General features: G+C 54.5%; 27 protein-coding genes and 1 pseudogene. 11 read left to right on the top strand and 17 right to left on the bottom strand.

Annotated elements, in window-relative coordinates; genetic code table 11:
- Positions 1–53 precede the first annotated feature (53 nt).
- Positions 54–851: a TrmH family RNA methyltransferase gene (locus tag K2F33_RS02810; RefSeq protein WP_212982319.1), complete on the top strand. Its 798-nt coding sequence runs from the start codon at positions 54–56 to the stop codon at positions 849–851.
- Between the two features lie 78 nt (positions 852–929).
- On the opposite strand, the gene K2F33_RS02805 is transcribed toward K2F33_RS02810, so the two are convergent.
- The 5 genes from K2F33_RS02805 to K2F33_RS02785 form a co-directional block, all read right to left on the bottom strand.
- Positions 930–1,784, bottom strand: coding sequence for an SDR family oxidoreductase (locus K2F33_RS02805; protein ID WP_263880957.1), 855 nt, complete (start codon positions 1,782–1,784; stop codon positions 930–932).
- Positions 1,768–2,868 (bottom strand): mannonate dehydratase, encoded by a 1,101-nt coding sequence (gene uxuA / locus K2F33_RS02800; protein WP_263880956.1) that lies wholly within the window; start codon positions 2,866–2,868, stop codon positions 1,768–1,770. Before uxuA ends, K2F33_RS02805 begins: the two co-directional genes overlap by 17 nt.
- 121 nt (positions 2,869–2,989) lie before the next feature.
- On the bottom strand, positions 2,990–3,664 hold the full coding sequence (locus K2F33_RS02795; RefSeq protein WP_089549878.1) for a GntR family transcriptional regulator: 675 nt from the start codon (positions 3,662–3,664) through the stop codon (positions 2,990–2,992).
- A gap of 326 nt (positions 3,665–3,990) precedes the next feature.
- The gene (gene clpP / locus K2F33_RS02790) at positions 3,991–4,584 is read right to left on the bottom strand and encodes an ATP-dependent Clp endopeptidase proteolytic subunit ClpP (RefSeq protein WP_256993080.1); all 594 of its coding nucleotides are present in this window, start codon (positions 4,582–4,584) and stop codon (positions 3,991–3,993) included.
- A gap of 30 nt (positions 4,585–4,614) precedes the next feature.
- Positions 4,615–5,310, bottom strand: a complete 696-nt coding sequence (locus K2F33_RS02785; protein WP_089549879.1) for a sigma-70 family RNA polymerase sigma factor — start codon at positions 5,308–5,310, stop codon at positions 4,615–4,617.
- A gap of 248 nt (positions 5,311–5,558) precedes the next feature.
- Here K2F33_RS02785 and yunB point away from each other — a divergent pair, with 248 nt between their 5' ends.
- Positions 5,559–6,398 carry a sporulation protein YunB gene (gene yunB, locus K2F33_RS02780; RefSeq protein WP_212982325.1) on the top strand — a complete coding sequence of 280 codons (840 nt, stop codon included), beginning with the start codon at positions 5,559–5,561 and terminating at the stop codon, positions 6,396–6,398.
- 48 nt (positions 6,399–6,446) lie between these two features.
- Here the strand turns inward: yunB and K2F33_RS02775 are convergent, their stop codons facing one another.
- The gene (locus K2F33_RS02775) at positions 6,447–7,538 is read right to left on the bottom strand and encodes a M23 family metallopeptidase (RefSeq protein WP_263880955.1); all 1,092 of its coding nucleotides are present in this window, start codon (positions 7,536–7,538) and stop codon (positions 6,447–6,449) included.
- 187 nt (positions 7,539–7,725) lie between these two features.
- Between K2F33_RS02775 and lipA the strand changes: the two genes are divergently transcribed.
- Together lipA and K2F33_RS02765 are read left to right on the top strand one after the other, a co-directional pair.
- Positions 7,726–8,607 carry a lipoyl synthase gene (lipA, locus tag K2F33_RS02770; protein WP_234489770.1) on the top strand — a complete coding sequence of 294 codons (882 nt, stop codon included), beginning with the start codon at positions 7,726–7,728 and terminating at the stop codon, positions 8,605–8,607.
- Positions 8,608–8,652: 45 nt separating this feature from the next.
- On the top strand, positions 8,653–8,964 hold the full coding sequence (locus tag K2F33_RS02765) for a YutD family protein (RefSeq protein ID WP_076175150.1): 312 nt from the start codon (positions 8,653–8,655) through the stop codon (positions 8,962–8,964).
- Positions 8,965–9,006: 42 nt separating this feature from the next.
- Here K2F33_RS02765 and K2F33_RS02760 read toward each other — a convergent pair whose 3' ends face one another.
- Positions 9,007–9,810, bottom strand: a complete 804-nt coding sequence (locus K2F33_RS02760) for an NAD kinase (protein WP_076175238.1) — start codon at positions 9,808–9,810, stop codon at positions 9,007–9,009.
- A gap of 83 nt (positions 9,811–9,893) precedes the next feature.
- Positions 9,894–11,126: a sporulation integral membrane protein YlbJ gene (gene ylbJ, locus K2F33_RS02755; RefSeq protein WP_076175148.1), complete on the bottom strand. Its 1,233-nt coding sequence runs from the start codon at positions 11,124–11,126 to the stop codon at positions 9,894–9,896.
- A 564-nt stretch (positions 11,127–11,690) separates the two neighbouring features.
- On the opposite strand from ylbJ, the gene K2F33_RS02750 reads away from it, so the two are divergent.
- Positions 11,691–12,392, top strand: coding sequence for a DUF2225 domain-containing protein (locus K2F33_RS02750; RefSeq protein ID WP_263880954.1), 702 nt, complete (start codon positions 11,691–11,693; stop codon positions 12,390–12,392).
- An 82-nt stretch (positions 12,393–12,474) separates the two neighbouring features.
- Here the strand turns inward: K2F33_RS02750 and K2F33_RS02745 are convergent, their stop codons facing one another.
- Positions 12,475–12,705, bottom strand: a complete 231-nt coding sequence (locus tag K2F33_RS02745) for a hypothetical protein (protein ID WP_076175144.1) — start codon at positions 12,703–12,705, stop codon at positions 12,475–12,477.
- On the bottom strand, positions 12,702–12,872 hold the full coding sequence (locus K2F33_RS02740; protein WP_076175142.1) for a YycC family protein: 171 nt from the start codon (positions 12,870–12,872) through the stop codon (positions 12,702–12,704). Before K2F33_RS02740 ends, K2F33_RS02745 begins: the two co-directional genes overlap by 4 nt.
- A 136-nt stretch (positions 12,873–13,008) precedes the next feature.
- Between K2F33_RS02740 and K2F33_RS02735 the strand changes: the two genes are divergently transcribed.
- Complete coding sequence (locus tag K2F33_RS02735; RefSeq protein ID WP_263880953.1) at positions 13,009–14,808, top strand: M3 family oligoendopeptidase; 1,800 nt, start codon at positions 13,009–13,011, stop codon at positions 14,806–14,808.
- A 242-nt stretch (positions 14,809–15,050) separates the two neighbouring features.
- On the opposite strand, the gene K2F33_RS02730 is transcribed toward K2F33_RS02735, so the two are convergent.
- From K2F33_RS02730 to K2F33_RS02720, 3 genes and pseudogenes are all read right to left on the bottom strand, one after another.
- Complete coding sequence (locus K2F33_RS02730) at positions 15,051–16,136, bottom strand: ABC transporter permease (protein ID WP_412973963.1); 1,086 nt, start codon at positions 16,134–16,136, stop codon at positions 15,051–15,053.
- Positions 16,102–17,055 (bottom strand): annotated as a pseudogene (locus K2F33_RS02725) (ABC transporter ATP-binding protein); the annotation flags it as partial. The pseudogene K2F33_RS02725 and the gene K2F33_RS02730, both read right to left, overlap by 35 nt.
- Before the next feature lie 59 nt (positions 17,056–17,114).
- Positions 17,115–18,278 carry a COG1470 family protein gene (locus K2F33_RS02720; protein WP_089549887.1) on the bottom strand — a complete coding sequence of 388 codons (1,164 nt, stop codon included), beginning with the start codon at positions 18,276–18,278 and terminating at the stop codon, positions 17,115–17,117.
- A 259-nt stretch (positions 18,279–18,537) separates the two neighbouring features.
- Here K2F33_RS02720 and K2F33_RS02715 point away from each other — a divergent pair, with 259 nt between their 5' ends.
- The 3 genes from K2F33_RS02715 (at position 18,538) to K2F33_RS02705 (ending at position 20,833) form a co-directional block, all read left to right on the top strand.
- Positions 18,538–19,158: an RNA polymerase sigma factor gene (locus K2F33_RS02715; RefSeq protein ID WP_076175134.1), complete on the top strand. Its 621-nt coding sequence runs from the start codon at positions 18,538–18,540 to the stop codon at positions 19,156–19,158.
- On the top strand, positions 19,124–20,059 hold the full coding sequence (locus K2F33_RS02710) for an anti-sigma factor (RefSeq protein WP_263880951.1): 936 nt from the start codon (positions 19,124–19,126) through the stop codon (positions 20,057–20,059). The genes K2F33_RS02715 and K2F33_RS02710 overlap by 35 nt, the downstream gene beginning before the upstream one ends.
- Before the next feature lie 366 nt (positions 20,060–20,425).
- Positions 20,426–20,833 carry an O-methyltransferase gene (locus tag K2F33_RS02705; RefSeq protein WP_076175130.1) on the top strand — a complete coding sequence of 136 codons (408 nt, stop codon included), beginning with the start codon at positions 20,426–20,428 and terminating at the stop codon, positions 20,831–20,833.
- A 268-nt stretch (positions 20,834–21,101) separates the two neighbouring features.
- On the opposite strand, the gene K2F33_RS02700 is transcribed toward K2F33_RS02705, so the two are convergent.
- Together K2F33_RS02700 and K2F33_RS02695 are read right to left on the bottom strand one after the other, a co-directional pair.
- Positions 21,102–21,341: an alpha/beta-type small acid-soluble spore protein gene (locus tag K2F33_RS02700; RefSeq protein WP_076175232.1), complete on the bottom strand. Its 240-nt coding sequence runs from the start codon at positions 21,339–21,341 to the stop codon at positions 21,102–21,104.
- A gap of 200 nt (positions 21,342–21,541) precedes the next feature.
- Positions 21,542–22,522, bottom strand: coding sequence for an aldose 1-epimerase (locus K2F33_RS02695; RefSeq protein ID WP_263880950.1), 981 nt, complete (start codon positions 22,520–22,522; stop codon positions 21,542–21,544).
- 453 nt (positions 22,523–22,975) lie between these two features.
- Between K2F33_RS02695 and trpS the strand changes: the two genes are divergently transcribed.
- The gene (gene trpS / locus K2F33_RS02690) at positions 22,976–23,965 is read left to right on the top strand and encodes a tryptophan--tRNA ligase (protein WP_076175126.1); all 990 of its coding nucleotides are present in this window, start codon (positions 22,976–22,978) and stop codon (positions 23,963–23,965) included.
- A 30-nt stretch (positions 23,966–23,995) separates the two neighbouring features.
- Here the strand turns inward: trpS and K2F33_RS02685 are convergent, their stop codons facing one another.
- A complete protein-coding gene (locus K2F33_RS02685; RefSeq protein ID WP_212970526.1) occupies positions 23,996–24,181 on the bottom strand; it encodes a hypothetical protein in 186 nt (61 codons plus the stop codon).
- Between the two features lie 119 nt (positions 24,182–24,300).
- On the opposite strand from K2F33_RS02685, the gene K2F33_RS02680 reads away from it, so the two are divergent.
- A complete protein-coding gene (locus tag K2F33_RS02680) occupies positions 24,301–24,516 on the top strand; it encodes an alpha/beta-type small acid-soluble spore protein (RefSeq protein ID WP_076175122.1) in 216 nt (71 codons plus the stop codon).
- A 231-nt stretch (positions 24,517–24,747) separates the two neighbouring features.
- On the opposite strand, the gene K2F33_RS02675 is transcribed toward K2F33_RS02680, so the two are convergent.
- Positions 24,748–25,731 carry a metal-dependent hydrolase gene (locus K2F33_RS02675; RefSeq protein WP_116231829.1) on the bottom strand — a complete coding sequence of 328 codons (984 nt, stop codon included), beginning with the start codon at positions 25,729–25,731 and terminating at the stop codon, positions 24,748–24,750.
- Positions 25,732–25,999: the final 268 nt, after the last annotated feature.

The following is a 25,999-nucleotide window of genomic DNA, read 5'->3' as shown; positions in this document are numbered from 1 at the left end:
TGCTGGGGCAGAGGAGCAGTTTGACAGATGAATCATGAGAAGGACGGTTAAGGATGGACATCATTTCACCGCAAAATCCCCGGGTCAAGGAATGGGCACAGCTGCTCGAGAAGAAGCACCGGGACAAGCAGCATAAATATATCATCGAGGGCATTCATCTCGTGCAGGAGGCGCTGACGGCCGGGGCAGACCTGGAATGCGTCGCGTTTGACCTGGAGCAGGGGATTCCGTCCGAGCTTGCCCACCTGGCCGGCGGGGAATCTGCGGAGTGGATCGGCGTATCGCCTGCGGTAATCGCGAAGTGTACGGATACCAAGACGCCGCAGCCGGTTTTTGCCGTTGCACGGAAGGCCAAGACCGCAGCAGGGCTTGACGCCCTGATGAGCCGGGAGGGCAGCCTGGTCATCGTCCTGGACGGCGTGCAGGACCCCGGCAATGTCGGGACAATCATCCGCAGTGCCGATGCGGCTGGAGCGGACGGGGTCATTCTGGGGCGCGGGTCGGCCGACCTGTACAACCCGAAGACGATCCGCTCGACCATGGGGTCGCTGTTCCATTTACCCGTGGTGGAGGGTGATTTGATGGAGATCCTGCCGGAGGCAAAGCGGAGCGGCGCGCGGGTGATCAGCACCAGCCTGCAGGCGCAGGACACGTGCTACAGCTACGATTTCCGGCAGGGCTCCTGCTGGCTGCTCGTCGGCAACGAAGCCAAAGGGGTGTCGGAGCAGGCGCAGCAGCTGGTGGATGACGCGCTCATCATTCCGATGCGGGGGCAGGCCGAGTCGCTGAACGTGGCGATGGCTTCGACGCTGATGCTGTTCGAGGCGATGCGGCAGCGGCATTTTGCTTGAAGCTGCCTGCTCGAGAATATCAAAATAAAAGGCAAATCCGATCGGTGTGCGATGCGGAGCTGCCTTTTTTGCGTTTCGTTATACGCCCGAATAGGCCATAAATCCGCCATCAACGGGCACCACCGTGCCGGTGACAAAGCCTGAGGTCGTGTCGTCCACCAGCCAGAGCAGGGTGCCCAGCAGGTCTTCCGGAACGCCGAACCGGCGCATCGGCGTGTGGCTGATGATTTTATGGGAACGTTCGGTCAGGGACCCGTCCTCGTTCGTCAGCAGTTTCCGGTTCTGTTCTGTCAGGAAAAAGCCGGGGGCAATAGCGTTGACCCGGATGCCCGATTCGGCAAGGTGAACCGCCAGCCATTGAGTAAAGTTGTTAATCGCGGCTTTGGCTGCGCTGTACGCCGGCACTTTGGTCATAGGACTGGGTGCGCTCATGGAGGATATGTTCAGCACAACCGCGCCGGGACGGCCGATCATCTGCCCCGCAAAGACCTGGGTCGGAATGAGGGTGCCGATCATATTGAGGCCAAGCACGTTCTGGAATCCCTGGATGCTGAGATCAAAAAACGTCGTGATCCCTGGCTGTCCAAGGTGCTCCGGCTTATAGATCTCTTCCGTCGTGTTAGCACTGGGATGATTTCCACCCGCTCCGTTAATCAGGATGTCGCACGGGCCGAAGGCCTCACGGACCTGGCGCTCCGCCGCCTGCACGCTGCCGGGCTCCATCACGTCGCAGGCTACGGCAAGCGCCAGACCGCCTGCCTCGCGGATTTGCCGGGCAACGGCTTCGCCCTTTTCCGCCGTCCGGTTCAAAATCGCGACCTTCACCCCTTGGCGTCCGAGCTCCAGCGCCATCGCGCTGCAGAGAACCCCGGATCCGCCGGTAACAACAGCTGTTTTTCCGTGCAGGGCAGGGTGGTTAGGCAATGCTTTCATGCGTATCCCTCTTTTCTGCGGTAGGTTGAAGCTTCTGGTAGGCGTCCCACAGCCCCCAGAGATACATAATACCCATGGCGCGGTCATACAGGCCGTATCCCGGCCGGCACTGCTCGCCCCATAAATGTCTGCCGTGGTCCGGGCGGGCGTAACCAGTAAATCCGGTGTCATGATATGCCTTGACGATGCCCGCGATATCGACGGTGCCGTCCTGCGTCCGGTGCGAAGTCTCGATAAAGTCGCCGTTCTCATACACGCGCACATTGCGGATATGGGCAAAAGGAATCCGGTCCGCAAACTCATGGATCATGGCGATGATGTCGTTGTCCGGATTGGCCCCAAGGGAGCCGCTGCACAGCGTAATGCCATTGGATGGGCTGTCCACAAGGGAGAGCAGACGCCGCAGGCTGTCCTGGCCGGTAATAATACGCGGCAGCCCGAAAATCGGCCATGGCGGATCGTCCGGGTGGATGGCCATCGTAATGCCGCAGCGCTCCGCGGTTGGAATGACTGCCTTCAGGAAATAGGCGAGATGGTCCCATAGGTCCTCTGAAGTCACATTCCGATAGGCCTCAAACAGGGAGGTCAGATGCGCAAGACGTTCGGGTTCCCAGCCGGGCATCGTCAGGGAGCTGTTCTGGTTGATCGTCTGCACAAGGTCGAACGGGTCAATGCCGTGGATTTTGGATTTTTCAAAAAAGAGTGCCGTGGAGCCGTCCTCCAGCCGCTTGTAGAGTTCCGTCCGGGCCCAGTCGAACACCGGCATAAAGTTGTAACAAATCACTTTCACGCCGGCCTGCGCCAGCTTTTCGATCGTTTTGACGTAATTGTCGATATACTTGTCCCGGGTCGGCAGGCCCAGCTTAATATCCTCATGGACGTTAACGCTTTCCACCACGTCAATATGAAGGTGATGTGCTGCAGCTTGATCCCGAACAGCGATGATCTTCTCCATCGGCCATTCGTCTCCGGCCGGGACGTCATGAAGCGCCCACACGATCCCTTCGACACCGGGAATTTGTTTGATATGATCCAGCGAAACCGTGTCATTGCCTTCGCCGAACCAACGGAATACCATACGCAATCCCATACACCGCCTTGTCATTATGTTGTTTTGCAGAAAGAAGCTGCTGCCATTTCATCGGCACCATTGCCGGTACCGGTATGGCATGCTCCGGCGGCCTTGCTACACAGGCCAGCATGACTTACTTGAAATATTCCGGGTAGCGCTGTTTCAGGACCGGGAGGTTCGAAATGCTGAGGGTTAGATGCTCCTTCATGATCCGTTCGGCGAGGTCCGCATTCCGGCTGCGGATGGCTTGGATCATTTCCCGGTGCTGCTCAAACAGGTTCCCCCAGTGCGGATCCAACGACAGCCATAACACGCGGGTGCGGTTCAGATGCGCGTTCATCTGCTGAATGACGTTCCATGTGCCCATTTTCCGGACGCCCTCAAACAGGATTCGGTGAAAAGCCTCGTCGAGCTCAAACATTCGCTTGCCGTCAAGCTGCTTCATGCTCTCCTGCTGCATCACGAGATTGTTCTCCATCTCCTGCAGCTTGTCTGCGGGAAAGGACTCGCAGGCGAGACGGATGACGGCCTTCTCCAGCTGCTCGCGCATGAACCGGGCTTCCTCTACCATGTCCGGATCGATCAGCGAGACACGGGTTCCCCTTTGAGGCAGCACCAGCAGCAGGCCTTCCTGGGCCAGGCGTACGAAGCTCTCCCGAACCGGCGTCCGGCTGACGTGGAAGGTCAGGGACGTTTCTTTCTCGGACAGGGCCGTACCCGGGGGAAGCTCCAGGCTGACAATTTGCTGCTTGAGCTGTTGGTACACGAGATTTCCGGCTGAACCGGATTGGAGCATAATTTCATCCATTTCATGGATACCTCCTGACACTTCCATACTACCATACAAGTATGGTAGACGAAATGAAAATTTGTGACTGACCGACCTGGATATTTGAATGAAAAGCCAATATAATGCAGGCCCATAGGATTCGGCAGGTTCTACAAGCTCTGAAAACCCGTCATGAAAAAGGGCGTACAGGTTTGAGAGCCGGGTATAGGACAGAAAAAAGCCGGCGGACAAGTCCGTCGGCTTTTTAATCTGGCAGAGCGCTGCAACGATCGTGCGGGCATGAATCTTCTGTGTACATGGTGGTAGTTCGGCTAGCCGCAGTTTTCCGGAGTTACAGCGTTCGGTTATTTTACCGGCTGCGTAATGATCCGGTCCACGATGCCGTATTCCAGCGCTTCCTGGGCGGTGAGGAAGAAGTCGCGATTGGTATCCTTCTCAATGCGTTCGAGCGGCTGTCCGGTTCTCTCCGCGATAAAATCGTTGATCTTGCTTCGCAGCTTCAATATCCGGCGCGCCGTGATATCGATATCGGCAGCGGGGCCTTGGGCTCCGCCGAGCGGCTGATGCAGCATGAACTCGCTGTTGGGGAGGGCATAACGCATGCCCTTTTCCCCGGCAAGGAAGAGCACCGCACCCATGGATGCGGCAAGGCCCATGCAGATCGTGGTGACCTTCGGCTTGATGTAGTCCATCGTGTCCAAAATGGCATAGCCTGCCGAGGTAGAGCCCCCTGGGCTGTTGATATACAGGGATATATCCTTCTCCGGATCGTCGGCGGCCAGGAACAGCAGCTGTGCGATGATGCTGTTGGCCACCACGTCGTTCACTTCGGAACCGAGAAAAATAATCCGGTCCTTCAAAAGGCGCGAATAAATATCATAGGAACGCTCGCCAAGTCGGCTTTGTTCCACAACGTAAGGAATTGTGTTCATGTTCATGGCCTCCTTTATATGGGAAGGCACAAGGATCTACGCCGCACAGCGCAGGGACATACCCGTTCCGGAGGACATCCGTGTCCGGCCGAAACCGACCACTGGGGCCCGGTCCGTTGCCGGCTGCAGAGCTTCCATTAGGCGCTGGAGCAGCTCAGGCTTCTCCTGCCGGATGGCGGTCAGCAGGATATGGCGAAACTCCTCCTGCTCGACGTCCTTCCAGTGCGGGTCCGGTGAAATGGCTTCGCCGGTGTCTCCGCTGAGGTTGCGGCGCGCCCTGTGCAGTAGTGATTTGACTGTCGTTTCATTCAGTTCCAGCATGCTGGCGATATCCGACACCCGGCTCTCAAACACGTCCTTCAGCACGAACACCAGCAGCTGTTTTGGCGTCAGCTTCTCCATTAAGGTGTCGAGCCCGGACAGAAGCGTATCGATCGGGTGATCGGTTGATTGCTGCTCAACGATCGGTTCGGCTGACTCACGCGACCTTTTACGGACGAGATCGATCCAATGGTTGCGTGCAATGGTCATCATAAGCGGCAGGCTGGGCTGCCGCGGAGAAGACGGGTCTTTCAGGCAGAAGCGCAGCGTTTTATCGATGGTGTCATGTGCCAGATCTTCGGCATCCCAGCGGTTGCGGGTGACGCTCAGGCAGAATTTTTTCAAACTTGGGTACAGCTCCGAAATATCCTCGCGATGATATCCGGTGTCATGGAATTGACGGATTAACATGTTAATCACACTCCTGTAGAGGCCTCTATAGAGATAACGTTTGAACAGGGGGAAAAGGATACGGGATGCTCATTTTTTTAAAAATAACATGTTGAAAGGGGATTACGATCTTCCTCTAATGTTGATACCAGTATAACAAAATACGTAAGTGGTTGCTCCCTGGCAGGAGTGGGGCTTGCTCTTCTTTTTTGCCAAGCCCGGGCATATGCTGATAAGGTAACCTATGGCTTCGAAGGAGGGGTTCCGGCATGAAAAGAAGGGCCAGATGGCGCAGCAGAGGGGCGAGCAGGCCCCGGAGCCGGCGGAGGGTATGGCTGATCGGTGCATTGGTTTTTCTCATTCTTATGCTCCAGGGCTTCGCCTATGTCGAAAATCATCTGAAGCCGCCCATCATGTACCTGGCCAAAATCCGCATGAAGCAGATTGCGACCGACGCCATTAACGAAGCGGTGGCTGCGCAGGTGGCGGAGGGCGAGAACGCGGATGACCTGATCGATTGGAAAATGGATACGTCCGGCAAAGTGTCCGGCTTTATGCTGAATTACGCAGAGCATATGAAAATTACCTCAAGCACCTTTAAGGTGGTCCAGTCCACGCTGGAGGACAAACATAAGCTGGCCGAGAGCATTCCGCTGGGCCAGGCACTCGGCAGCCCGATCATTGCATCCTTCGGCCCCAATATTCCGATTCGGGTCGAGCCTCAAGGTGCGGTCAAGGTAGATCTGAAAACGAGAGAAAAAGATGCGGGGATCAATATGGTGCTCGTGGAGATTTACATTCATGTAACGGTCGAAGTGGGAGTCGTCGTGCCGTTCGACATGGAGCCGGAAATCGTCGATACGGAAATCCCGGTCTCCTACCTGATGGTCGTCGGCAACGTGCCGATGTATTATTACGACAGCAAGGGCACGCCGGTCGGGGAGAACGGGGCCGCGGCGCCAAGCATCGCGCTGCCCGGAGCCGGAGCGCAAAGCCAGCAAGGCGGAAGCCCGGCGGCCGGAAACCCGCCCAGCATCCATCCGGGAGGGGAAAACCCCGGAATAACGGATTCGACGAGCGGGGTCACGGGGGAGGCAGGGAAGCACTAAACGGCCTGGTATAGCAATATGAAAAAAGGGACCTCCCGAACACGCGGTTCAGGAGGATCCCTTTTTCTGTTTCAGCGCTTTGCGCTCTTCCATTTCCCAGTGGCGGAGGGATGGATAAGGATCGAACGACCATTCGACCAGGCCGCTGTCACGGTAGATGCCGTAGTGCAGATGCGGAGGGAATTTACCTTGCGTGCCGGGTTTCCCGTAGCCGGAGCTGCCGACCCAGCCGATCGTTTGTCCTGGTGTGACGATATCCCCCTGTTTGATGGACTTTTCAAACCCCTGCAGATGAGCGTAGTAATGGTAATGGTTGTCCAAATCCCGGATGCCGATGCGCCAACCGCCGAACGGGTTCCACCCCTTGAGCTCAACTACGCCATAGCAGGTGCTTCGTACGGGAACGCCGTAGTTCGCAAAGATGTCCGTGCCTTCATGGATCCGGTAACCACCCCAGCTCCGCCCGCTTCCCCAGGTGCTCCGGTACGAATAGCTGTTGCTGATGGGGAGAGGGAAGGCATGCCCCGATAAATCCAGCGTGCCGAATTTTTCATACAGCTTGGAGAATTGTTCGATCCGTTGAACCGAGCGGCTGTTATGGTAATATTCCCACATCGCGATGTTGAAATCTTCCTGTGATTTGCCGTACCGCTGCAAATAATTCGCCATGCTGTACAGCACATCAAGGTCGTTGTCGGGATCTGCCCGCCCGTCGCCGGAGCCGTCGCGGCCGTACCCGTCGAAGATGGAAATGGACCGCGGGTTATGATCGTTCAATTCCGGATTGAACACTCCCGACCAGGCCGGTTCCGTAATGAGGATGCCGGTGAGGCGCTCCGGGTGCTTGCGATCTTTTGGATGGGCTTTGGTCAAGGTCCGTTCGTACTGGTCGATCGCGGCAATCCTGTACCAAGGGATGTTGGTGGCCTTGCTGATCTTCGCATAGAGTGCCTTTCTGGACTCCAGGATTTCTGTCCGGCTCAGCTGGTCCAGCGATTTGGCGGCTTGGTTAGGCTCCGGAGCCGCCGGCTCCGCGTCCACCTTGCCTGGAAGGTGAAAGCAGCCCAGCAGCAGCGCCGATGCGAGTACACCTGTCAGCGAACGTTTGAGCCACCGTGTGTGCGGAACAATGTATTTCATCGGTTCTCTACCTCCTGCCAGTTTGATGCAGTCCTCGCTCAATATTCGGACTGGACCGACATAGCCTTAGAGTGAATCAAGAACCTCGAATTTATCCGTGCGTGGAAATGGAAGTATTTTGGCTGATTTCATGATATAATATGGAACATGCAGCAGCTAACCATGATAGCGAAAGAAGGTCAGAACATTGCCTACGAATACCATCAAGGAGCCAAAGCCGGATTGGATTCGCATCAAACTGACAACCGGTGACAATTACCAGGAAATCAAGAGCATGATGCGCTCTAAGACCCTTCACACGGTATGTGAAGAAGCACGTTGCCCTAACATATATGAATGCTGGGCCAATCGTACAGCCACGTTTATGATTCTCGGCGATATTTGTACGCGGGCCTGCCGTTTTTGTGCAGTCAATACAGGAAAACCGACGGAGCTGGATCTCCAGGAACCGGAACGTGTCGCTGAAGCGGCGGAGAACATGGGTCTGCGCCACTGCGTCATCACCAGTGTGGCCCGGGACGATCTGTCCGACGGAGGTGCGTCTATTTTCGCAGAGTCGATCAAGGCTGTCCGCAAGCGTCTGCCGCTGTGCAGCGTGGAGGTGCTGATTCCGGACTTTATGGGCAATTGGGACGCCCTGAAGACCGTAATGGACGCGAAGCCGGATATTTTGAACCATAACATTGAAACGGTGGAACGCATGTCGAATCGTGTGCGCGCCAAAGCGAAGTATGACCGCTCCCTGGAGCTGCTGCGCAGAGCGAAGGAAATGCAGCCGAACATTCCGACGAAGTCCAGCATCATGCTGGGAGTCGGCGAAGAATGGGATGAAATTTTGCAGGCGATGGACGACCTTCGCGCCGTGGATTGCAACATTATGACGATCGGACAATATTTGCAGCCTTCTCCACAGCATTTAAATGTGGTTAAATATTATCATCCGGATGAGTTTGCCGCTCTGAAGGAAGAAGGCATGAAGCGGGGATTCAGCCACGTGGAATCCGGACCGCTTGTGCGCAGCTCCTACCATGCCCATGAGCAGGTACAATCCGCTGCACAGCATAAATAGGCGCCATTATACGATAACCTCAGGCAGAAAGGCAGGGGTAGTTCATTGATTCTGATCGGCGGAAAAAATTATGAGGTGCTTAAAGATCATAAAGACGGTTGGAACCTTGAAGCCTTTCGTGAACGATACAGTGAAGTGCTGGACCGCTACGACTATATTGTCGGCGATTGGGGCTACAGTCAGCTCCGGCTTAAAGGGTTTTACCGGGATAAGCATCCCAAAGCAACCAAAGACACAGCCATTTCCGGCATGATGGATTACATTAACGAATACTGCAACTTCGGCTGCGCGTACTTTGTACTGCAGAAGAGCCGGGAGTCGCAGCCCAAAGAGAAAACAAAAAGCGGTTCCGTATAGGAGCCGCTTTTTGTTTTGCAATATAAAGTTCTTGATGCTGATTTATCCCAGAAAAGCTTCCCGTACCCGGTTCCAGAACGGGAACGGGCGGTATCTCGCAAAGCTGACCTTCTCCTTGGCGACCTGGCAGCGAACCGAGATGAGGTCGTCCACCTGCAGGTTGACATGATCGATGTAGAGTAAGAGCCGCTGCTCTTTGCGGGAGAAAATGTCGCAGTGATGGTGCTTGGGCAGCAGAAGGGGCGAGCCCATCGTCCGGAAGACGCGGTTGTTGATCGAAGCGATCTCTGCGATCTGCAGCGCCTCGATAGTCGGGTGCACCATGGCGCCTCCAAGACTTTTATTATATGCCGTGCTTCCGGATGGCGTGGAGACGCAGATCCCGTCGCCGCGGAACATTTCAAAGGTTTGGTCGTTGATGTCCACCTGGGCCACTACCGTTCCGTCGACGCCTTTCAGGGTGAACTCGTTTAAGGCGATATAGGAAGCGTTGCCCGATTTTCTATGAATTTCAAGTTCAAGCAGCGGATATTTGACGATTCGCGGACGAATGGAGCCCGAATTGGCCGCAGAGCTCATCAGTTCGATCAGCTGCGGCAGCTCGTCCGCTTTCCAGTCCGCATAGAATCCCAGATGTCCGGTGTGAACCCCTACGAAGGCAATGTCAGGAATATGGTCAATAAACGTATGAAAGGCATGAAGCATGGTGCCGTCCCCGCCGATGGAAATGACAATCTCCGGTGATTCGGCATCCAGCTGAAATCCCCGTTGCGCCGCAAGCTTATGGAACTGCTCGCTTAAATCCACGGATAACTGATCCCCGCGATCCAGAACATAGTATCTCAAGGGTGTAAGCTCCTTTGTAATGGGTTTATAAGAATCATAAACAATATCGGAGGATAACACAACGTCCATTTCATGTTCCGTGATCAGGAGGTCCGGCGAACGCCGCGCCACAAGGATTGAATCCAGCTGATCAGAAGGGAGAGCACCGTCATCCCGGCCAGCAGAATGCACAACAGGACGAGGCAGTCCCGGATGCCTTGGGCCGAGGCCAGAAAGCCGAAGTTTTGGCTTGCGAAAGCAGGCGCATCGGTATAACGTCCCATCACCGGTTCCCATAAAAACAGAACGAGGAAAGCAGCCACAAAACCATGGATCAAGCGCGCCATCATGAACGGCAAATAGCGCAGATTGGTGGCGTGCAGAATGCTCGCGATCTGGGCGTGCACGGAGAGCCCTCCCCAGGACAGGATAAAGGCTGCTGCAGCTGCTTTAAAGGGCAGCGGAACGGAGGAGGCGGCTTCACCCGCCGAACGGGCGCCCAGGGTAACCTCAAATAAGCCTCCAACGAGCGCTTCCGAGAGGGATGGAGGGAATTGGAGGGCCGTCAGGCCATTTTCCAGCAGACGATAGAAGAACGCCATAACCCCCGCTTCGGTAAGTATCTCTAAAAATACAGAGAAGAATACAACCAGTCCGCCCACGACAATAATAAGCTTCAGCGAAGATTCGACCGCCTGCTGGAGCAGCTCGCCCACGCTTCGGCCGTCGTTCATTCTGGCTTCATGCATAGCGTTAAACGCCCGCCGCAGCCGGCTGCCGCGAACCGGGGCTCCGGAAGCCGGGATTTCGGTCACCGAGCCCCGTTTGCCATGGAAACGCATGAGGAGGCCGATCAGAAAACCGCCGCCGTAATGGGAAAGCGCCAGAATGGTTGCGATTTTGGGATAATGAAAAAAACCGACCGATACGGCGCCGATCAGAAAAATCGGGTCCGACGACGTTGTGAAGGCCACCAGCCGCTCGCCTTCCTCCCGGTTGAGCATTTTCTGTTCCCACAGCTTGGCCGTCAGCTTGGCCCCGATGGGATAGCCTGACACATACCCCATCGCGGCTACGAATCCTCCGCTTCCGGGAATGCGGAACAGCGGCTTCATCAGCGGATCGAGCAGCGTGCCGAACAAGTGAACGATGCCGAAGCCCAGCATCATTTCGGAAATGATGAAGAAGGGAAATAACGACGGAAACAGGACGTCCCACCAAATGGCCAAGCCCCGCAGGGCGGATTCCAAATAAGGGCCGGGGTAACACAGCATCAGCACTAACAATCCGGCCATAGACGCAATCATGAGCGGTAAACCCAGCCTTTTTACGGACAAATTCGCAGCCTCCCTTCCGAATATGGGACATGAGAATCACACCTATGTTCCTAGATATTATGAATGTCATCGGACAAACAGTACAAAAAAGTTGGGAAAGCGTTTACAATAAGTGCTGTATTTTTGGTGGAGATATGGTAAAATATACAGTACAACAACTAACTTCATTTCAAGTTTAAAATATATGGATGGAGTGATGAGAACATGAGTATTGTCGCCGGTCTCCTTGTCTGCGCCTTCGTGTATGTCATTCGCGAATCACTGGTCCATCCCGGCGAAGAGGATTGGAGCAGTTACTGAACATGTCCTAAGGTGCTAAACTTACGTTTAGCGCCTTTTTTTGTGCATAGGGACTTGTCCTTCCGCGAGGCTCATGCAGAGGACTTGAGACCCTAATTTAAAGCTCAGATCCCACTTTGTGGGGTTATTTTGTTTTTGGTTTTTGATATAATGGAAATCATATGTACTTTGCATGTTGATGATTTATTCGAGTAAGCAGCGGCGTAAGGCCCGGAAAGAGACAAGCAGCGATGAGGACACTGGGCATGAAAGGAATGTATGGATGTGGCATTGGAACCTCTTTACTCCATTAATGTAGTATGCTGTAATTGCGAGCATCAATTTTCCACGTCACGGGTGCGTCCGAGCTTTAAGAAGGCCGTGCGTACGGATGCGGATTTTTGTGCTTATTATAACAACGAGAATCCCGACTATTATGTGGTCAGGGTATGCCCGAAGTGCGGTTTTGCGTCTACGGAGCATTCAACGGAACGGCTGAGCGATATGCAGAAGAAGCAGTTTGCCGAGAAAATCGGCAAGCGCTGGATCGAACGGGACTACAGCGGACACCGGGATTGGGAAATTGCGCTTGAGACCTACAAGCTCGCCTTGTTGTGCGCACAGACGATCGGAGAGAAGGATCGGATTATCGCAAGCCTTCTGCACCATATTGCCTGGCTCTACCGGTATAAGGGCGACGAGGAGCAGGAGCAGCGCTTTCTGAAATACTGCCTGGATTCTTATATCCGGGTGTATGAGCTGGAAGGCGTAGGAGCGAACAACGCGCGCTTGCTTTATTTGATTGGGGAACTGTATCGCCGGACAGGCGATTACCATCAGGCGGTCAAGTGGTTCTCCAGAGTCATCAATGATAAACATATCGTGGATTCAGCCATGATTCACGCTTCACGCGAGCAGTGGGGCGTGCTGCGGCAAGAGATGATGGACAAGCGAATGGAGCTGCCGGGCGAGATGAATCCCGCCTGAACGTAAAAACACGCCAAGGAGACCGTGTTCATCACGGCATGCCTTTGCGTGTTTTCTTTCCGGAGCAGATCAGCCGGTTCGATCAGCGAATATCCTGGTCGAACAGCAAATAATCGTTGTCCGTGTCAATGATATGGAGTCTGTTGTTGCAGCAGGGAAAGACGAGCAGCTTTTTCTTTCCTTCATGAATGCTGCGAAGCTCAGCCGGCTTAAGGGGCAGCCTCACATTGTTCGTTCCACAGAACGGACATTCATGTACATAGATATCGCCCATCACTTTGTCGTAAGGCCAGGTTCTCGAGAACGGAATCATGATTTGGTTCCTTCATCGCCGTCCTGCTTGCCGGCTTCTTCCTTGGCGAGCTCCGCCAGCTTCTGCAGCAGGATATGCTGCGGCATATGCATCAGGTGTTCCAGGGGAACCCCCAGCTTCTCGGATAGTTTCACGGCGGTCTCCGGTGAAATTTGCAATGGTCTCATGGTGAGTATCCCTCCTCTGTATGAATAAGCCCGTTTTGCCAGGCAGAAACATAAGGGTTTCGTCTTTATAGTTATACACCTTACCATGAGGCCAATCAAATAAAATAAAATTTATGATGAGAAAGGTGATTCGAACATGAACAAAGACCTGAAATTAACTTGGAATCTTGAATCCGTATTTCCGGGCGGCTCCGCTTCCGCCGAGTTCGATACCTTCCTTCACTCCCTGGAGCAGGACCTGAAGAGCCTTCAGGGCGAAATCAAGGCAGCCAAGGCGCCGGCGAGCCCAAAAGAGACCGAGTCGTTTGACGGGTTTATTGAAGCTCTGCAGGGCACGATTGCTCGCCTTTCCGAAGCCAGCGCGTTCGTCAGCTGCCTGCAGGCACAGAACCAGCAGGATAAGAAGGCCGTTCAGCTGGGCGGCCGCCTGGCGGCCCTTCGGGCGCTCATTAGTGGAATCATGACCGACTTTGACCACATTCTCCGCTCGACCGATGACGAGACGTTCGCGCAGTGGATCGGCCGGGATCAGGTGCGGCAGCTGGCCTTCGTCCTTAGCGAAAGCCGCGACCAAGCCCGCGAAATGATGAGTCCGGACATGGAGAGCCTCGCGCTCGATCTGGCCATTGATGGATATCATGGTTGGAGCAGCATGTATGATACGATCGTCAGCCATATCCAAATTCCGTTTGAAGAAAACGGCGAGACCGTGTCGTTGTCGGCCGGGCAGGCGGCCAATAAGCTGGACAGTCCGGACAAGGAGACCCGCGAGTCGATGTTCGTGAAGTGGGAACAGGCATGGTCGGACAAAGCCGACTTCTGCGGGGATACGCTGAATCACCTCGGCGGATTCCGCCTGAAGCTGTACGGACGCCGCGGCTGGGACGAAGTGCTGAAGGAGCCGCTTGAAATCAACCGCATGTCGCGTGAGACGCTGGACGCCATGTGGAATGTCATACAGGACAACAAACAGATGCTGCTGCAGTATATGGAGCGCAAGGCCAAGCTGCTCGGCCAGGACCGTCTGAGCTGGGTGGACGTGGAAGCGCCGATCAGCAAGTCTTCGGGCACCATTTCTTACCAGGAAGCGGCGGAAACGATCGTGGAGCAGTTCCGCAAGTTCAGCCCGCGCATGGCTAATTTTGCCGAAATGGCCTTCGACAAGTCCTGGATCGAGGCGGAAGACCGTCCTGGCAAGCGTCCTGGCGGGTTCTGCACCTCGCTGAAACTCAGCAAGGAGACGCGGATCTTTATGACGTTCAGCGGAACCGCGTCGAACGTCTCGACGCTGGCCCATGAGCTAGGACACGGCTATCACCAACACCTGATGAACGAGCTGCCGATTTTGAACCAGCGGTATGCAATGAACGTTGCAGAGACGGCATCTACCTTCGCGGAGATGATCGTATCGGACGCGATGGTAAAATCGGCTGCCGATGAGCAGGAGCAGCTGGCTCTGCTTGAAGACAAAATCCAGCGGAGCGTCGCGTTCTACATGAACATCCATGCCCGCTTCCTGTTCGAGACCCGTTTCTATGAGAAACGGAAGAGCGGTCTGCTCAGCGTTCAGGAGCTGAACACGCTGATGGAAGAAGCGCAGAAGGAAGCGTACTGCGATGCCCTGTCGTCTTACCATCCGCATTTCTGGGCGTCGAAGCTTCATTTTTATATTACGGGTGTGCCGTTCTACAACTTCCCGTATACTTTCGGCTACATGTTCAGCACCGGCATCTATGCACGCGCGCTTCAGGAAGGCGCGGGCTTTGCCGATAAATACGACGCCCTGCTGCGCGATACTGGCGTCATGACGGTGGAGGAGCTGGCGAAGAAGCACCTGAACGCCGATTTAACGGGCCGCGATTTCTGGCAGAGCGCGGCGGATCTGACGGCAGAGGATGTCAAGCAGTTCCTGGCCATGACCGACCATCTGGTGTAATCCAGCCGGACGGTTCGAACAAATGTAATAGAGTACGCCACACAAAAAGCAGTCCCCTGGGGTTCATTACGCCCCAAAGGGACTGCTTTTTTGATGATACATTAGTTTGGGAGACGCGGACTTGTTATATCGCATCGTAAGAAGACGACTGCTAAATGCATTCTTATGCGCTTGGAAAAGCAACATGGAATCGCTTTGTCAGATGTCCGCCCTCCGCAAAGTGCATCAAGCGGGGCATAGAGTTAGGACCGTCCGCGGATTTCCTGACGCAGGAACATGACGTACGAGATCGCAAAGCAGACCAGCGTCAGGGCGATCAGCCCGGTGACCTGCGGCCAGATCAGCAGCAGGCTCTGCCCGAAGGGGAGCGGGCTGTCAATCGCGCCGTAGGCCTGCTCCGTCGTGAGCGGACCCAGTGTACGCACCGTCGGCATCAGCAGCGTCGAGGTCGCCTCATTGAACAGCGTATACGGTGAAATCCGGCTCAGCCCGAGCATAAAGCTGACATGGTGGACCATGTCGTCCACCGAAGCCGTGTCGCTGTTAGGCGCAAGGCCCGAGGAGATCAAATTCAGGATCATATCGTAAAAGAAGCTGAAGAACAGCCAGACGGCGATACCCGACAGCGCCGATGTGGCAGGTTGGCGGAACTTAACCGAGAACAGGATGGATAAGTTCAGCCAGAATCCGATATAGACGATCGTGACGACCAGGAAGCTGAGGATTCTCAGCAGCTCCTCGAATGACGGCGGCAGTCCTACGATCAGAAAACCGAGGGCCAGCACGAGCAGCCCGAGGGAGAGAAACATGAAGCCGATGATGGTGAGCGATGCGATAAATTTGGCGTTCAGCAAATCGTCACGGTGAATCGGCTGCGCCATGATGCGGCTCAGGGTACCTTTGTTCCGCTCGCTGTTGACAGCGTCGAAGCCGAGGCCGATGCCAAGCAGCGGGCCCAGGAAGCCGATGAATCCGATAAACGACGGCAGGGTGCCGTCGGAGGTGGTGAACAGCTTCAGGATGACGAAATCGCTGTAGCCGTCCGTGGATTTGATAGCGTCCTGCAGGCTGTTCAGCGCCGTATACAGCGAGGCGACGCAGGTCAGGAAGATGATCGCCAGGAGCAGCAGGAAGCGCCAGCTCCGGACATGATCGGAAATTTCCTTGCGCACCAGGACGCGGAATGCCGCCGGGTTCGCATTCGCCCGGCTGAACCGCTCCCGGTCGGAGGGAGCAGTGCCCCGCAGCCGGCCGATGCCGTCCTTAAATGGGGTGCTGACCGTGTCCCAGGCTTTATTTAGCTGCTCTTTTAGAACGCTTGCTTCCAAGTTCCTCACCTCCCGCAAAATATCGCCGGTAGATTTCATCCAGGCCGTATTCCTTGCGCTGCAGCCCGTAAAGGGCCGCTCCCGACGCGACGACCGTCCGGGCGATCTCCGGACTGCAGTCGGCGTTGACGCCGATCTCCAGGCGCGTCCGATCTTCCACCGGTCTCATCGAGTCCTGATCCCCGCTCGCGATCCGAACGGAGCTGACCCCTTCCACGCTCTGAAGGTCAGCCAGCAGCGCATCATCCGCCCGGTCCACCTCGGCGGTGATCAAGAGCGGCGTATCGGTCAGCAGGACGCGGGACAGCGTCTCCAGGTTTCCTTCGGCCAGCAGCCTGCCGCTGACGAACAGACCGACGCGGTCGCAGATTTGCTGTACCTGGTGAAGCTGGTGCGAGGAGAGGAGCACCGTCAAGCCCTGGTCCCGGCTGAGGCCGTGGATCAGGCCGAGGAGCTCATCGATCCCTTTAGGGTCGATGCCGAGCGTCGGCTCGTCGAGGATGATGATTTCCGGCCGCTTGATCAGGACGTCCGCGAGTCCGAGCCGCTGCCGCATACCGCGGGAGTAATTCCCGGCCTTCTTATGGGCGGCATCCTGCAGCCCTACCTCCTTCAGCAGATCAAGCGAACGATCCTCCGCCTCTTTGTCGGAAATGCCGTTAAGGCGGGCGGTCAGCTTTAAGTTCTCAAGGCCGGTCCAGTCTTCGTAAAAACCGACGTCGTCCGGCAGGTAACCGACGCGGCGTTTGACTTCAATCGGCCGCCGCGTCGGATCCAGCCCCAGCACGTTGATGCTTCCGCCGTCCGGTTCGCTCAGGCCGAGAAGCATCAGAATGGTGGTCGATTTGCCTGCGCCGTTTGGGCCGAGCAGGCCGAAGATTTCCCCGCGGCGGATTTGAAGGGACAGATGGTCCACGGCTTTATGGGTGCCGTAGCTTTTGGTCAACTGCTGAATGTCGATGACTGTCTCCGCCAACGTTATCTCCTCCCGTATTTACGAATGAGTACATAGATGCCGCCTAAAATGACCAGGATGATCAGCACGCCGATCCAGCCCCACAGGACGGAGCCTTTGACAGCGACCCGGAAAGAGGCGTTGGATGAAGATTCCGCAGCCTGGGCGGTAATATCGGTTACATAGTCCCCGGCGATGGCTTTGTCGCTTGCGGTCAATTTGGCTTCCACCGTGGTGGACTTGCCGGCGGCGAGCTTATCGACCGTTTTGGGATTAAAGCTGACTTCCCAGTTGGTTGGCGCCGTGGAGGTGAAGTTGATGTTGGTCAGGTCGGCGGTACCGGTATTTTTGATCAGCAGCTCCACGGTTTTATCTCCGCCTGCCTTAATGTCGGTGCTTAACAATCCGCTTGGCGTCGTCAGTTCCATGCTGTATTTACCGGTGATGACGGCTTCGAGCTCCAGCTCGGAATTCGTTGTCTGGTTGGAAGCGCGGATCGGTATTTTAAAGGTACCCTGCGTCACGTTTTCAGCCGGCTTTACATCAACGGTAATGGATTTGTCAGCCCCCGGGTCCACTTCGACGGAAGAGACCTGTTTGCTGTCGGCCGTAAATGTTACGTCCCATCCCTTCTCAGCCTGGGCGGTTAACGCATACGTCTGCTTTTCGGCGGTGCGGTTGGACAGGTTCACCGAATAGGTAAAGGTCGCGTCGGAGTGTCCCTCCAGGTTGGCCTGATCGGTCGTCAGTTCGGTTTGATACGTGCCCTTTTCCGTGATGTTGACTGAAAGGGGCAGAGACGCGAGGCTGCCCGCCGACAGCGTAAAGCGATAGGTTCCCTTGTCGATTTGCATCGGAACCGTCACGTCCAGGGAGATCGTTTGCGATGAATCCGGCATGACCGAAATTTCGTTCAGGTCCCAGCCGCCGCCTGAAATTTTAGCCGTCCAGCCTTCGGGCAGATCGGTAACGGATATCGGGGCTGTAATGACGCTGCCGGAGTTGTTTTTCAGCTCCACGCTGTAATTCAGCGATTCTCCGGGGGGCACGGAAATGGAAGTGTAGGTAGTGTACAGCGTCAGACCTCCGGCTGCATGGACCGGACTTCCCGTGCTGGCGATCAGAAAGCCGATGCAGAGCATCAGCGCCAGGCCGGCATGTGTGATGATCCTCAAGAAACGTGTCATGAAACAGAACCCTCCTCAAGTGTGTTGGTGATCATCTGGAATACGAATGAAGAGCCACCACCGGATTTACCGGAAGATTAAAAGAAGATAAAAATTTGCTTAAAAAGGGATAAAATCACGGAAGAGGGGAGTCCGAACGCGAAATTCTTTTGCTAGAATGTTGCTGTAAAAATGGCGGCTAGCGCTCTCTTCGGGACCTTGGGTGCAGGGGGCAAGGCCGGATCAAGGGAATGAAGAGAATAAGGGGGGATACTCCATCATGCAGGACCGTCCTGAAGCGTGGTTGAAGGAAATTGCAGAGGGCTCGGCTCCGGCTTTCGACCGGTTCTATGATGCGTTTGCTCCGATGGTTTACCGGCTTGCGGAATACTGGATGAAGGACCGGGTGGAAGCGGAAGATGTCTGTCAGGAAATTTTTATCGAAGTGATGGAAAAAGCGGGGCACTACGATCCCGAAAGGGGCAGTGTGGAAGCGTGGCTGGCGGTTCGTGTCCGAAGCAGGGCGATGGACCGCCTCCGGCAAAAGCAGCGGATGGCCGCCCTGCAGCGGACGCAGGAAGAGTCGGCCGTTATGCGCTGGCAGCGGACGTTGGAATCGGCGGAGCTCGAAGCGTTCCGGCATCTGGATCAGGAGCAGGTGAGGGCGGCGCTGCGCAGCATTCCGCCCATGCAGCGAATGGCGCTCTACGGGAGCTATATGATGGAGCTGACGCACCGCGAGCTGGCTGAGAAGATGCAGAAGCCGGTCGGAACCGTGAAGTCGCTGATCCGCTACGGCATCAGGAATTTGCGCAGCAGATTGGAGCAGGGCCAAGTTACCCAGGCCGGCGAGGGAGGTGAACCGCATGCGGTTGTCCATTCGGGAAAATGGGAGCAATAATCCTGAAGGCTGTGCGGAGCTGCCCGAGGAAAAGCTGGTCGATTACGCGATGAAACAGCTGGATGAGCCGGAGCGTCTCCGCGTCGAGGAGCATGCCGCCGCTTGTTCCCACTGCAGGGAGCGCCTTGCCGAGTGGGAGATGGTGATGCAATCCGTTGAGCTGGCCGGCTCGGTAATGCGCGAGCCAGCCTCGGCTTTGGAGAGCCGGCCAACCGCTGCAGCGTTGAGCACGCCGCTGCCCGAGTCGCCGATACGGGCCGTGGGTGCCGAAGAGAAAACCGCATCAGAGGCGGATTGGCAGGCCCCCAGTGAGGTAGCTGGCCCGTTCGCGGCCTCTTCCGCAGCTCCTGGCCCGTCCGCCCGTCTGGGCCGCAAAATGCGGCTTCTGGCCCGGCTCCGTTCCCTGGAAAAAGGATTTGTCCGCCGGCGGCGTTACCTTGTACCTGCCGCAGCGGCAGCGATTGTTGCGGGCTGCGTCGTTGCCGGGCTGTTCTCCTTCAAGCATCGGGAGATGCCGTCCGCCGATTCTATCGATCAAGCTTTTACATCCAAAATCGCTGTGATGCAGTCGGCCAATTACGATCAGTACCGGATTCCGCCCGTTCCACCGCTTCACGGATCGGGCGGCGTGTGGATCGACCGGGATTCGGGTGAGATGCTGATCGTGATCGAAGGTCTTCAGCCACCGGAGGAAAAGGCCTACCAGGTATGGCTGCAGCATGAGCAGCGGTCGGTCAGCATGGGAATGCTGATGACGGGTATGCCCGAGGGTAAAGGTTATTATTACGGATACGGGGCTATGGACCCGGACCAAATTGTGATCAGTCTGGAACCTAAGGGCGGAAGCAGGGTTCCGACTGGACCCGAAGCACTAAGGGTGTCTGTCGATGATAGGGAGTAGCGCCAGCCCGGGGAAGCTCAAATGCCCCCGGGCTTTTTTTCTTTTCAGGTTTTATGTTAGCCCGGGATAGTCGCTTTAAGCCGACTGGTTTTAGGGTGATGGGATTATCGAAATGGATTTGGGGTAGTGTTCAATGGAGTTGATTCGTGGTTTTTCGCGCTCTTCTTGGAATAACCTTGGGGAAATCACATTTTGTCAAAATAACCAGAAATATAGCGATTTGTTGCCGAAAATAAAATTGCTTTAACGAAAATAATAGGAATTATTACCCAATTATGTTTGATGTTGTTGTATGATACTACATGCTGTCTTATAATGAGTCATAAGCCCTATGAGTTTTGGCGAATTTTGGAGAGGGGGAAAAAGATGATCAAAACCGAGCAGTTATCTTTGGCAAGGCAATTGGATTTAGTGTTTAAGGAACTGGAAGAAGAGCTGTCAGGACTATCATCCGGCACGGTGTTTGTGCAAATACGAAATAATGTCATTGGTAAATTTGGTATCCGGCATCATCCGCTGGAAGGACGGAACGGGGAAATTCATTCCCAGGATTCCGGACTGACTCCAGTACAGTACTCGTCTTTTCGTCTCATGGCTTTAGAAAGTTTAAAATACAAGCGCCATTGGACTCACGGTGAAATCAGCTACGAATTTACGATCCGGCAGGGGCTCATTGCGGTGGATGCCATCTTGGAATCCAACTATAACATGGCTAACCTGATGATCCGGTATCCGAGACATACATATCCTGAAACAGTAACAGAATTGTCGTAGTTCGTCGTGGACTTATTTTTATCATCCCTTCTTGCTTTTGTAGTATGACTTTATCCATGAATATCCGAATAGTTTGATTAGCACAGAAGACAGACCAGGCTTAGCGGAAGTTTTTATTGCGATTATTGAATGGTTAGCACCGCTGAAAATTTTATAAATCTATAATTGGAAAAAGGCAGCCCTTGGAATAATCCAGAGGCTGCCTTTTGTAGGCGGGGACGGCTCGCGCCGGGCCCGGCATCATGATATCAACGTATACAAATGCAGATTATTGGCCGGAACGACCCGATAATTGCTGCTCTGCCAGTTGTACCAGACGTTTTGTGATGTAACCTCCCAAAGAACCAGTCTCACGGGAAGTGTAGTTGCCCATGTATCCGTCTTGTGGCATTTGAACGCCAAGCTCTTGTGCAGCTTCAAGTTTCAGTTGTTGAAGAGCAGCGTTAGCTTGTGGAACCACCAGGTTGTTCGAGCGGCTTCCGCGTCCTTGGTTTTGACCTTGACCCATACCCATGTTTGTCACCTCCTTTGAACTTTATGGTGTTATTATGGTGCGAAAGATTTGAAAACATGCAGCAAGAAGGGAGATATAAATTGGTAAATAGAGGATAACGCAAAAAGGGCCGCACGCTTCAAGCAGCATGCAGCCCTGTTATTTTGTAAATTTGAAAATCCGCGTTTTCCTATGCCTGATTCTAAGGAGTCGGCTTAATGGTCTTCAGAAGGATAGACCATGTCCAGCGTCAGGTCCATCTCGACCGATGCCTTCGGCTCGATCCGGATCAGACCCGTCAGGTCCGGTCCCGCGGCAAGATTGGGCGCATCCGGCAGCCAGGTATATGGCTCGATGCACAAAAACTCGTCCGCTTCGCCTTTCGTATAGAGAACCCAATGCTTATAGTACTTCGGATCCGCCGAATACTTCAGTCCGTACCCGTCACTGCGCATCAGCAGGGCTTCCGCAGGCTGTCCTTCCCCGATGCGGAGCGGCGTGTCGAAGTTGGTCCCGGCCAGATTGAGTCCTTGATTGAGCTGATCGAGCGGTCCTAGCGGGAGGAGCTCGCCGGTCGTAATTAAATCCTTATCCAGCGCGTATTCCGCGCTTACAGGCAGGGTAAGCGTCCACTCTCCCGGCTGCCCGTCAAGCAAAAACCATGTATGAAAACCGATGCCGAAAGGTATCGGATGGTCCCCCATGTGGGTAACCTTTAAGTGTTGGGTCAGTTTGGACCCTTGAAGGCGAAGCGTCATTTCCAGCTTCAGCGGTGCGGGAAACTGCTCCATCCAGTGTGGATCGTCCGAGGTCAGGAACTCCGAGGTCACTGCACAGCCTTCTTCGTCTTCTTCGATATCGCTGACTCTCCAGGACTGTGTCCGGTGGAGACCGTGAATATGGTTGTCACCGGCAGTGTTCCGGTCGAACTGATACGATCTGCCTTCGTATTCAAAATGGCCGCCGCGGATCCGTCCCGGGGGAATCAGCATCGGCATGCCAAAATGGTAAGGTTTTTGCAGGTAGAATTCCAGATCGTTGTCATCAGGTCTCCGAACGACCTGCCGATTTAGGGTATGGTCCAAAATGGAAATGACATTGTTTCCAAGCGATGGCAGCAGTGTGACTTCAAGCTCACGGCTATGCAGGATATAGGTATCGTATCCGTTCCATTGCCCTTTGGTCACTTGTTTCATATCGTTGCTCCTTTTTCCTCTAAATTCATTTAGCCTTCAAATATCTAACCCATATCATAACAGATTTGATGGCGTTTCGTAAAAAAAGGGGTTTGACAATTCGACGATCTGAGCTTTATCATAGGCATTGCAAAAGGCTTTCAATGATTATGTAAACACGATGACAGGGACAAGTAAGCAAAGACGGCGTAACCTTCAGAAAGCCGGTGGTTGATGCGAACCGGTGGAGCCGATTTTGCCGAATGGACCCTTGAGTGCCGCGTTGAACGGAAGCAACCATGACTTCCTGCGTAGACCGGCCGGCGATTCCACGTTACGGAAGCAGAAAGGCTGACAGTTGTCGTTTCCACATGGGCGGCTTGCAGCAAATAAGGGTGGCACCACGGTCTCACGTCCCTTGCGGGCGTGGGGCCTTTTTTGTTTTTACCATTTTTAAAGTTGGAGGGATTGTTGATGAAAACCGTACTTTCCGGCATTCAACCCAGCGGCAAACTGACGCTCGGCAACTATATCGGAGCCATGAAAAATTTTGTGAAACTGCAGAACGACTATCAGTGCAATTTTATGGTCGTCGATCTCCACGCGATTACGGTACCCCAGGAACCCGAGGCGCTCCGGGAGCAGTCCGAGGCGGTAGCCGCCTTATTCATCGCAGCGGGCATTGATCCAAATAAGGCGAACGTGTATATGCAATCGCATGTTCCGCCGCATGCCGAGCTGGGATGGCTGCTGACGACGCTCACCTCGATGGGCGAGCTTGAACGTATGACCCAGTTTAAAGACAAATCGGCCGGCAAGGATTCCGTAGGAGCCGGATTGTTTGTCTATCCCGCGCTGATGGCGGCAGACATTCTGGTGTACAATGCGGATCTGGTTCCCGTAGGCGAAGACCAGAAGCAGCACTTGGAACTTGCCCGCGACCTGGCGGGACGCTTTAATCACCGCTTCGGCGACTATTTTACCATTCCGGAACCGTACATCCCCGAAGTGGGCGCGCGGATTATGTCGCTGGACGACGCTTCGAAAAAAATGAGCAAAAGCAATCCGAACCCGGGAAGCTATATCGCCCTCTTGGATCCGCCGGATGTCATCCGCAAAAAGATCAGCCGGGCCACGACCGATTCGGGAAAAGAAATCCGCTATGCACCGGATGAAAAACCGGAAATCAGCAATTTGATGAGTATTTACTCGCAATGCTCCGGCATGTCGCTGCAGGAAATTCAAGATAAATACGAAGGTCAAATGTACGGCGGATTTAAAAAGGACCTGGGAGAAGTCATCGTAGCGACGCTCGAGCCGCTTCAGCAAAAATATGACGAAATCCGCAAGTCCGGTCAAATTCATGATATTTTGGCGCAGGGCGCAGACAAAGCCATGGAGAAGGCATCCCGCACCGTGGCCGAAGTCAAAGAAAGAATGGGATTTCTCCCGGCCAAGAAATAACTTCCCCGGCGGCAGCGATGACTAGCCGCTTTACCGGTGATCGGGCTGCTCCAGCCGGTTCTTGCGGGCTTTGACCACAAAGCCCCACCCGATATTGAGAATTGCGAGAATGCCGAGCAGCACGGCTACCCAGCCGTTATAGCTGATGGAGACGGCGCATGCCATCAGAAGCAGGATGGACGAGGCAGCAAACCATAAAGACAAGCCTTTACTCATTGGCAAAAACCTCCATTTCATATATAGAAACTTTCTTGTATAACTGTGTCGCTGCGAGCCATACTAAGCTTGCAAGCTTGCATTTCAATAAGACGCAGAATTGAAGGGAGACTCTTATAATGGCTAGATCTCGTTCCAACAATCTGGTGGTACCTCAAGCAAACGCTGCACTGCAGCAATTGAAAATGGAAGCGGCTCAGGAACTCGGCGTTCAAATGCCGCAAGACGGATACATGGGCAACTACACTTCCCGTGAAACCGGTTCTCTCGGGGGATACATTACGAAACGTCTGGTTCAATTGGCTGAGCAACAACTTTCCGGCCAAGGCAGATAGTTCCATACAGGAAAGTATTTCGGGTCCGGAGCGCCGACAGGTGCTTCGGTCTTTGTCTTGCAACTACCGTGATTCTCTCTTATCCGGCAGCATCCGTCAAGAGGCAGGCTGTTTCCCGAACGCGGGGCGGCTGAAAAACATTACGACGGAAGGATAAAAGGCGTTACGGTAAAAAAGGGGTCTGCGGAATTTTTCCGCAGACCCCTTTTTATTATGCAATCCCCGCGGCGCTCAGCCTGAATTGATGGAGAGCCGCTTGTTCATTTTTTTGGAGCTCAGCCAGCCGACGTAAGTATTGATCGGCTGATAATTTTTATCCATGACGAGCACAGCGACGAACGGATACTGTCTCCGGTGCCGGTAGCGCACATCTGCCCAGCGGACCACATAGCCCCAGGGAAGCGGCTCGACTTCGGCCACCGCGAAGGAGGAGAAGTACAGGAAAGCTTCCACATCGGGATGCTTCCGCGAATGCTCGACCGCCGGATGGGACTCGGTGACGGCATGCTTTCTCCATTCGAGGGTATGCCCGTTCAGTACGCCGATCTGATAGCTGCCGTCCGGATGGGACTTGACGACATGCCACTTATTATAGGAAATGGTCGGAATGACGAAGTAACGTTCTCCCGGCTTACGGCTCTCATCCAGCCGCATCACTTCCCGGGTGCGCATCGAATGGGCGCCGGTCCGCCAAATATAATAAAACACCGTCAGGATATATACGACAGTGAACAGAGGTGCAGGATGTACCGCTCCTGTACTCCAGAGCAGAACGGCCAGGGCGTGCAGCGTGAAAATAAACGGGTCAAAAATATGAATGATGTTCCACGAAATCCACTTTTCCGTCACGGGCCTGAAGGCCTGGGTTCCGTACGTGTTGAACAGATCGCTGAACACGTGCAGACAGACGGCGATGCCGGTCCAGAGCACGATATGCCCGGATGGGACACCGCTGAACAGAAGGGACAGGATTCCGCTGATCAGAGCGGTCCAGATGACGAGAAACGGCAGGGAATGAGTAATTCCCCGGTGATTTTTAACATAGAGGGCATTGCTCTTGAACCGCAGCAGGCCGTCGAAATCCGGAGCCTGCGAACCGATGACAGTGCCCAGCAGCACCGCGGCGGCAAGCGTGGGACTCGCGGCAACCGCCGGATCGACGTAGGCGAGACCGGCCAGGCTGAGTCCAATCACAAAATGTGTGGCAGTATCCATTTACCATGTCTCCTTCTTGTTGTTCTTTATTCTATTGTAACAAACCCGGAAGCTGATTTCCTTTCCGGCAGAATGCCTCACTATAGTTACTACCCAATATTGGATGAATTTATTAGTGTTTGACCATACTATTACGTGTCGCTAATACGTGTCACTAAATTGTCAAAATGGTGAATGATTTTGGAGAGGATTGTCAAACACTTTTACCTTTTGATATGATAAACTTTATAGCGGAGGGCAAGTTCCTCCATAATGACAGAACTAAGGA

This window comes from Paenibacillus sp. PSB04 (assembly GCF_025809195.1).
GTDB classification, from domain to species: domain Bacteria; phylum Bacillota; class Bacilli; order Paenibacillales; family Paenibacillaceae; genus Paenibacillus_AQ; species Paenibacillus_AQ favisporus.
Note: the sequence above shows the minus strand (reverse complement) of the source record. Positions and strands in the feature narration are given on the sequence as shown.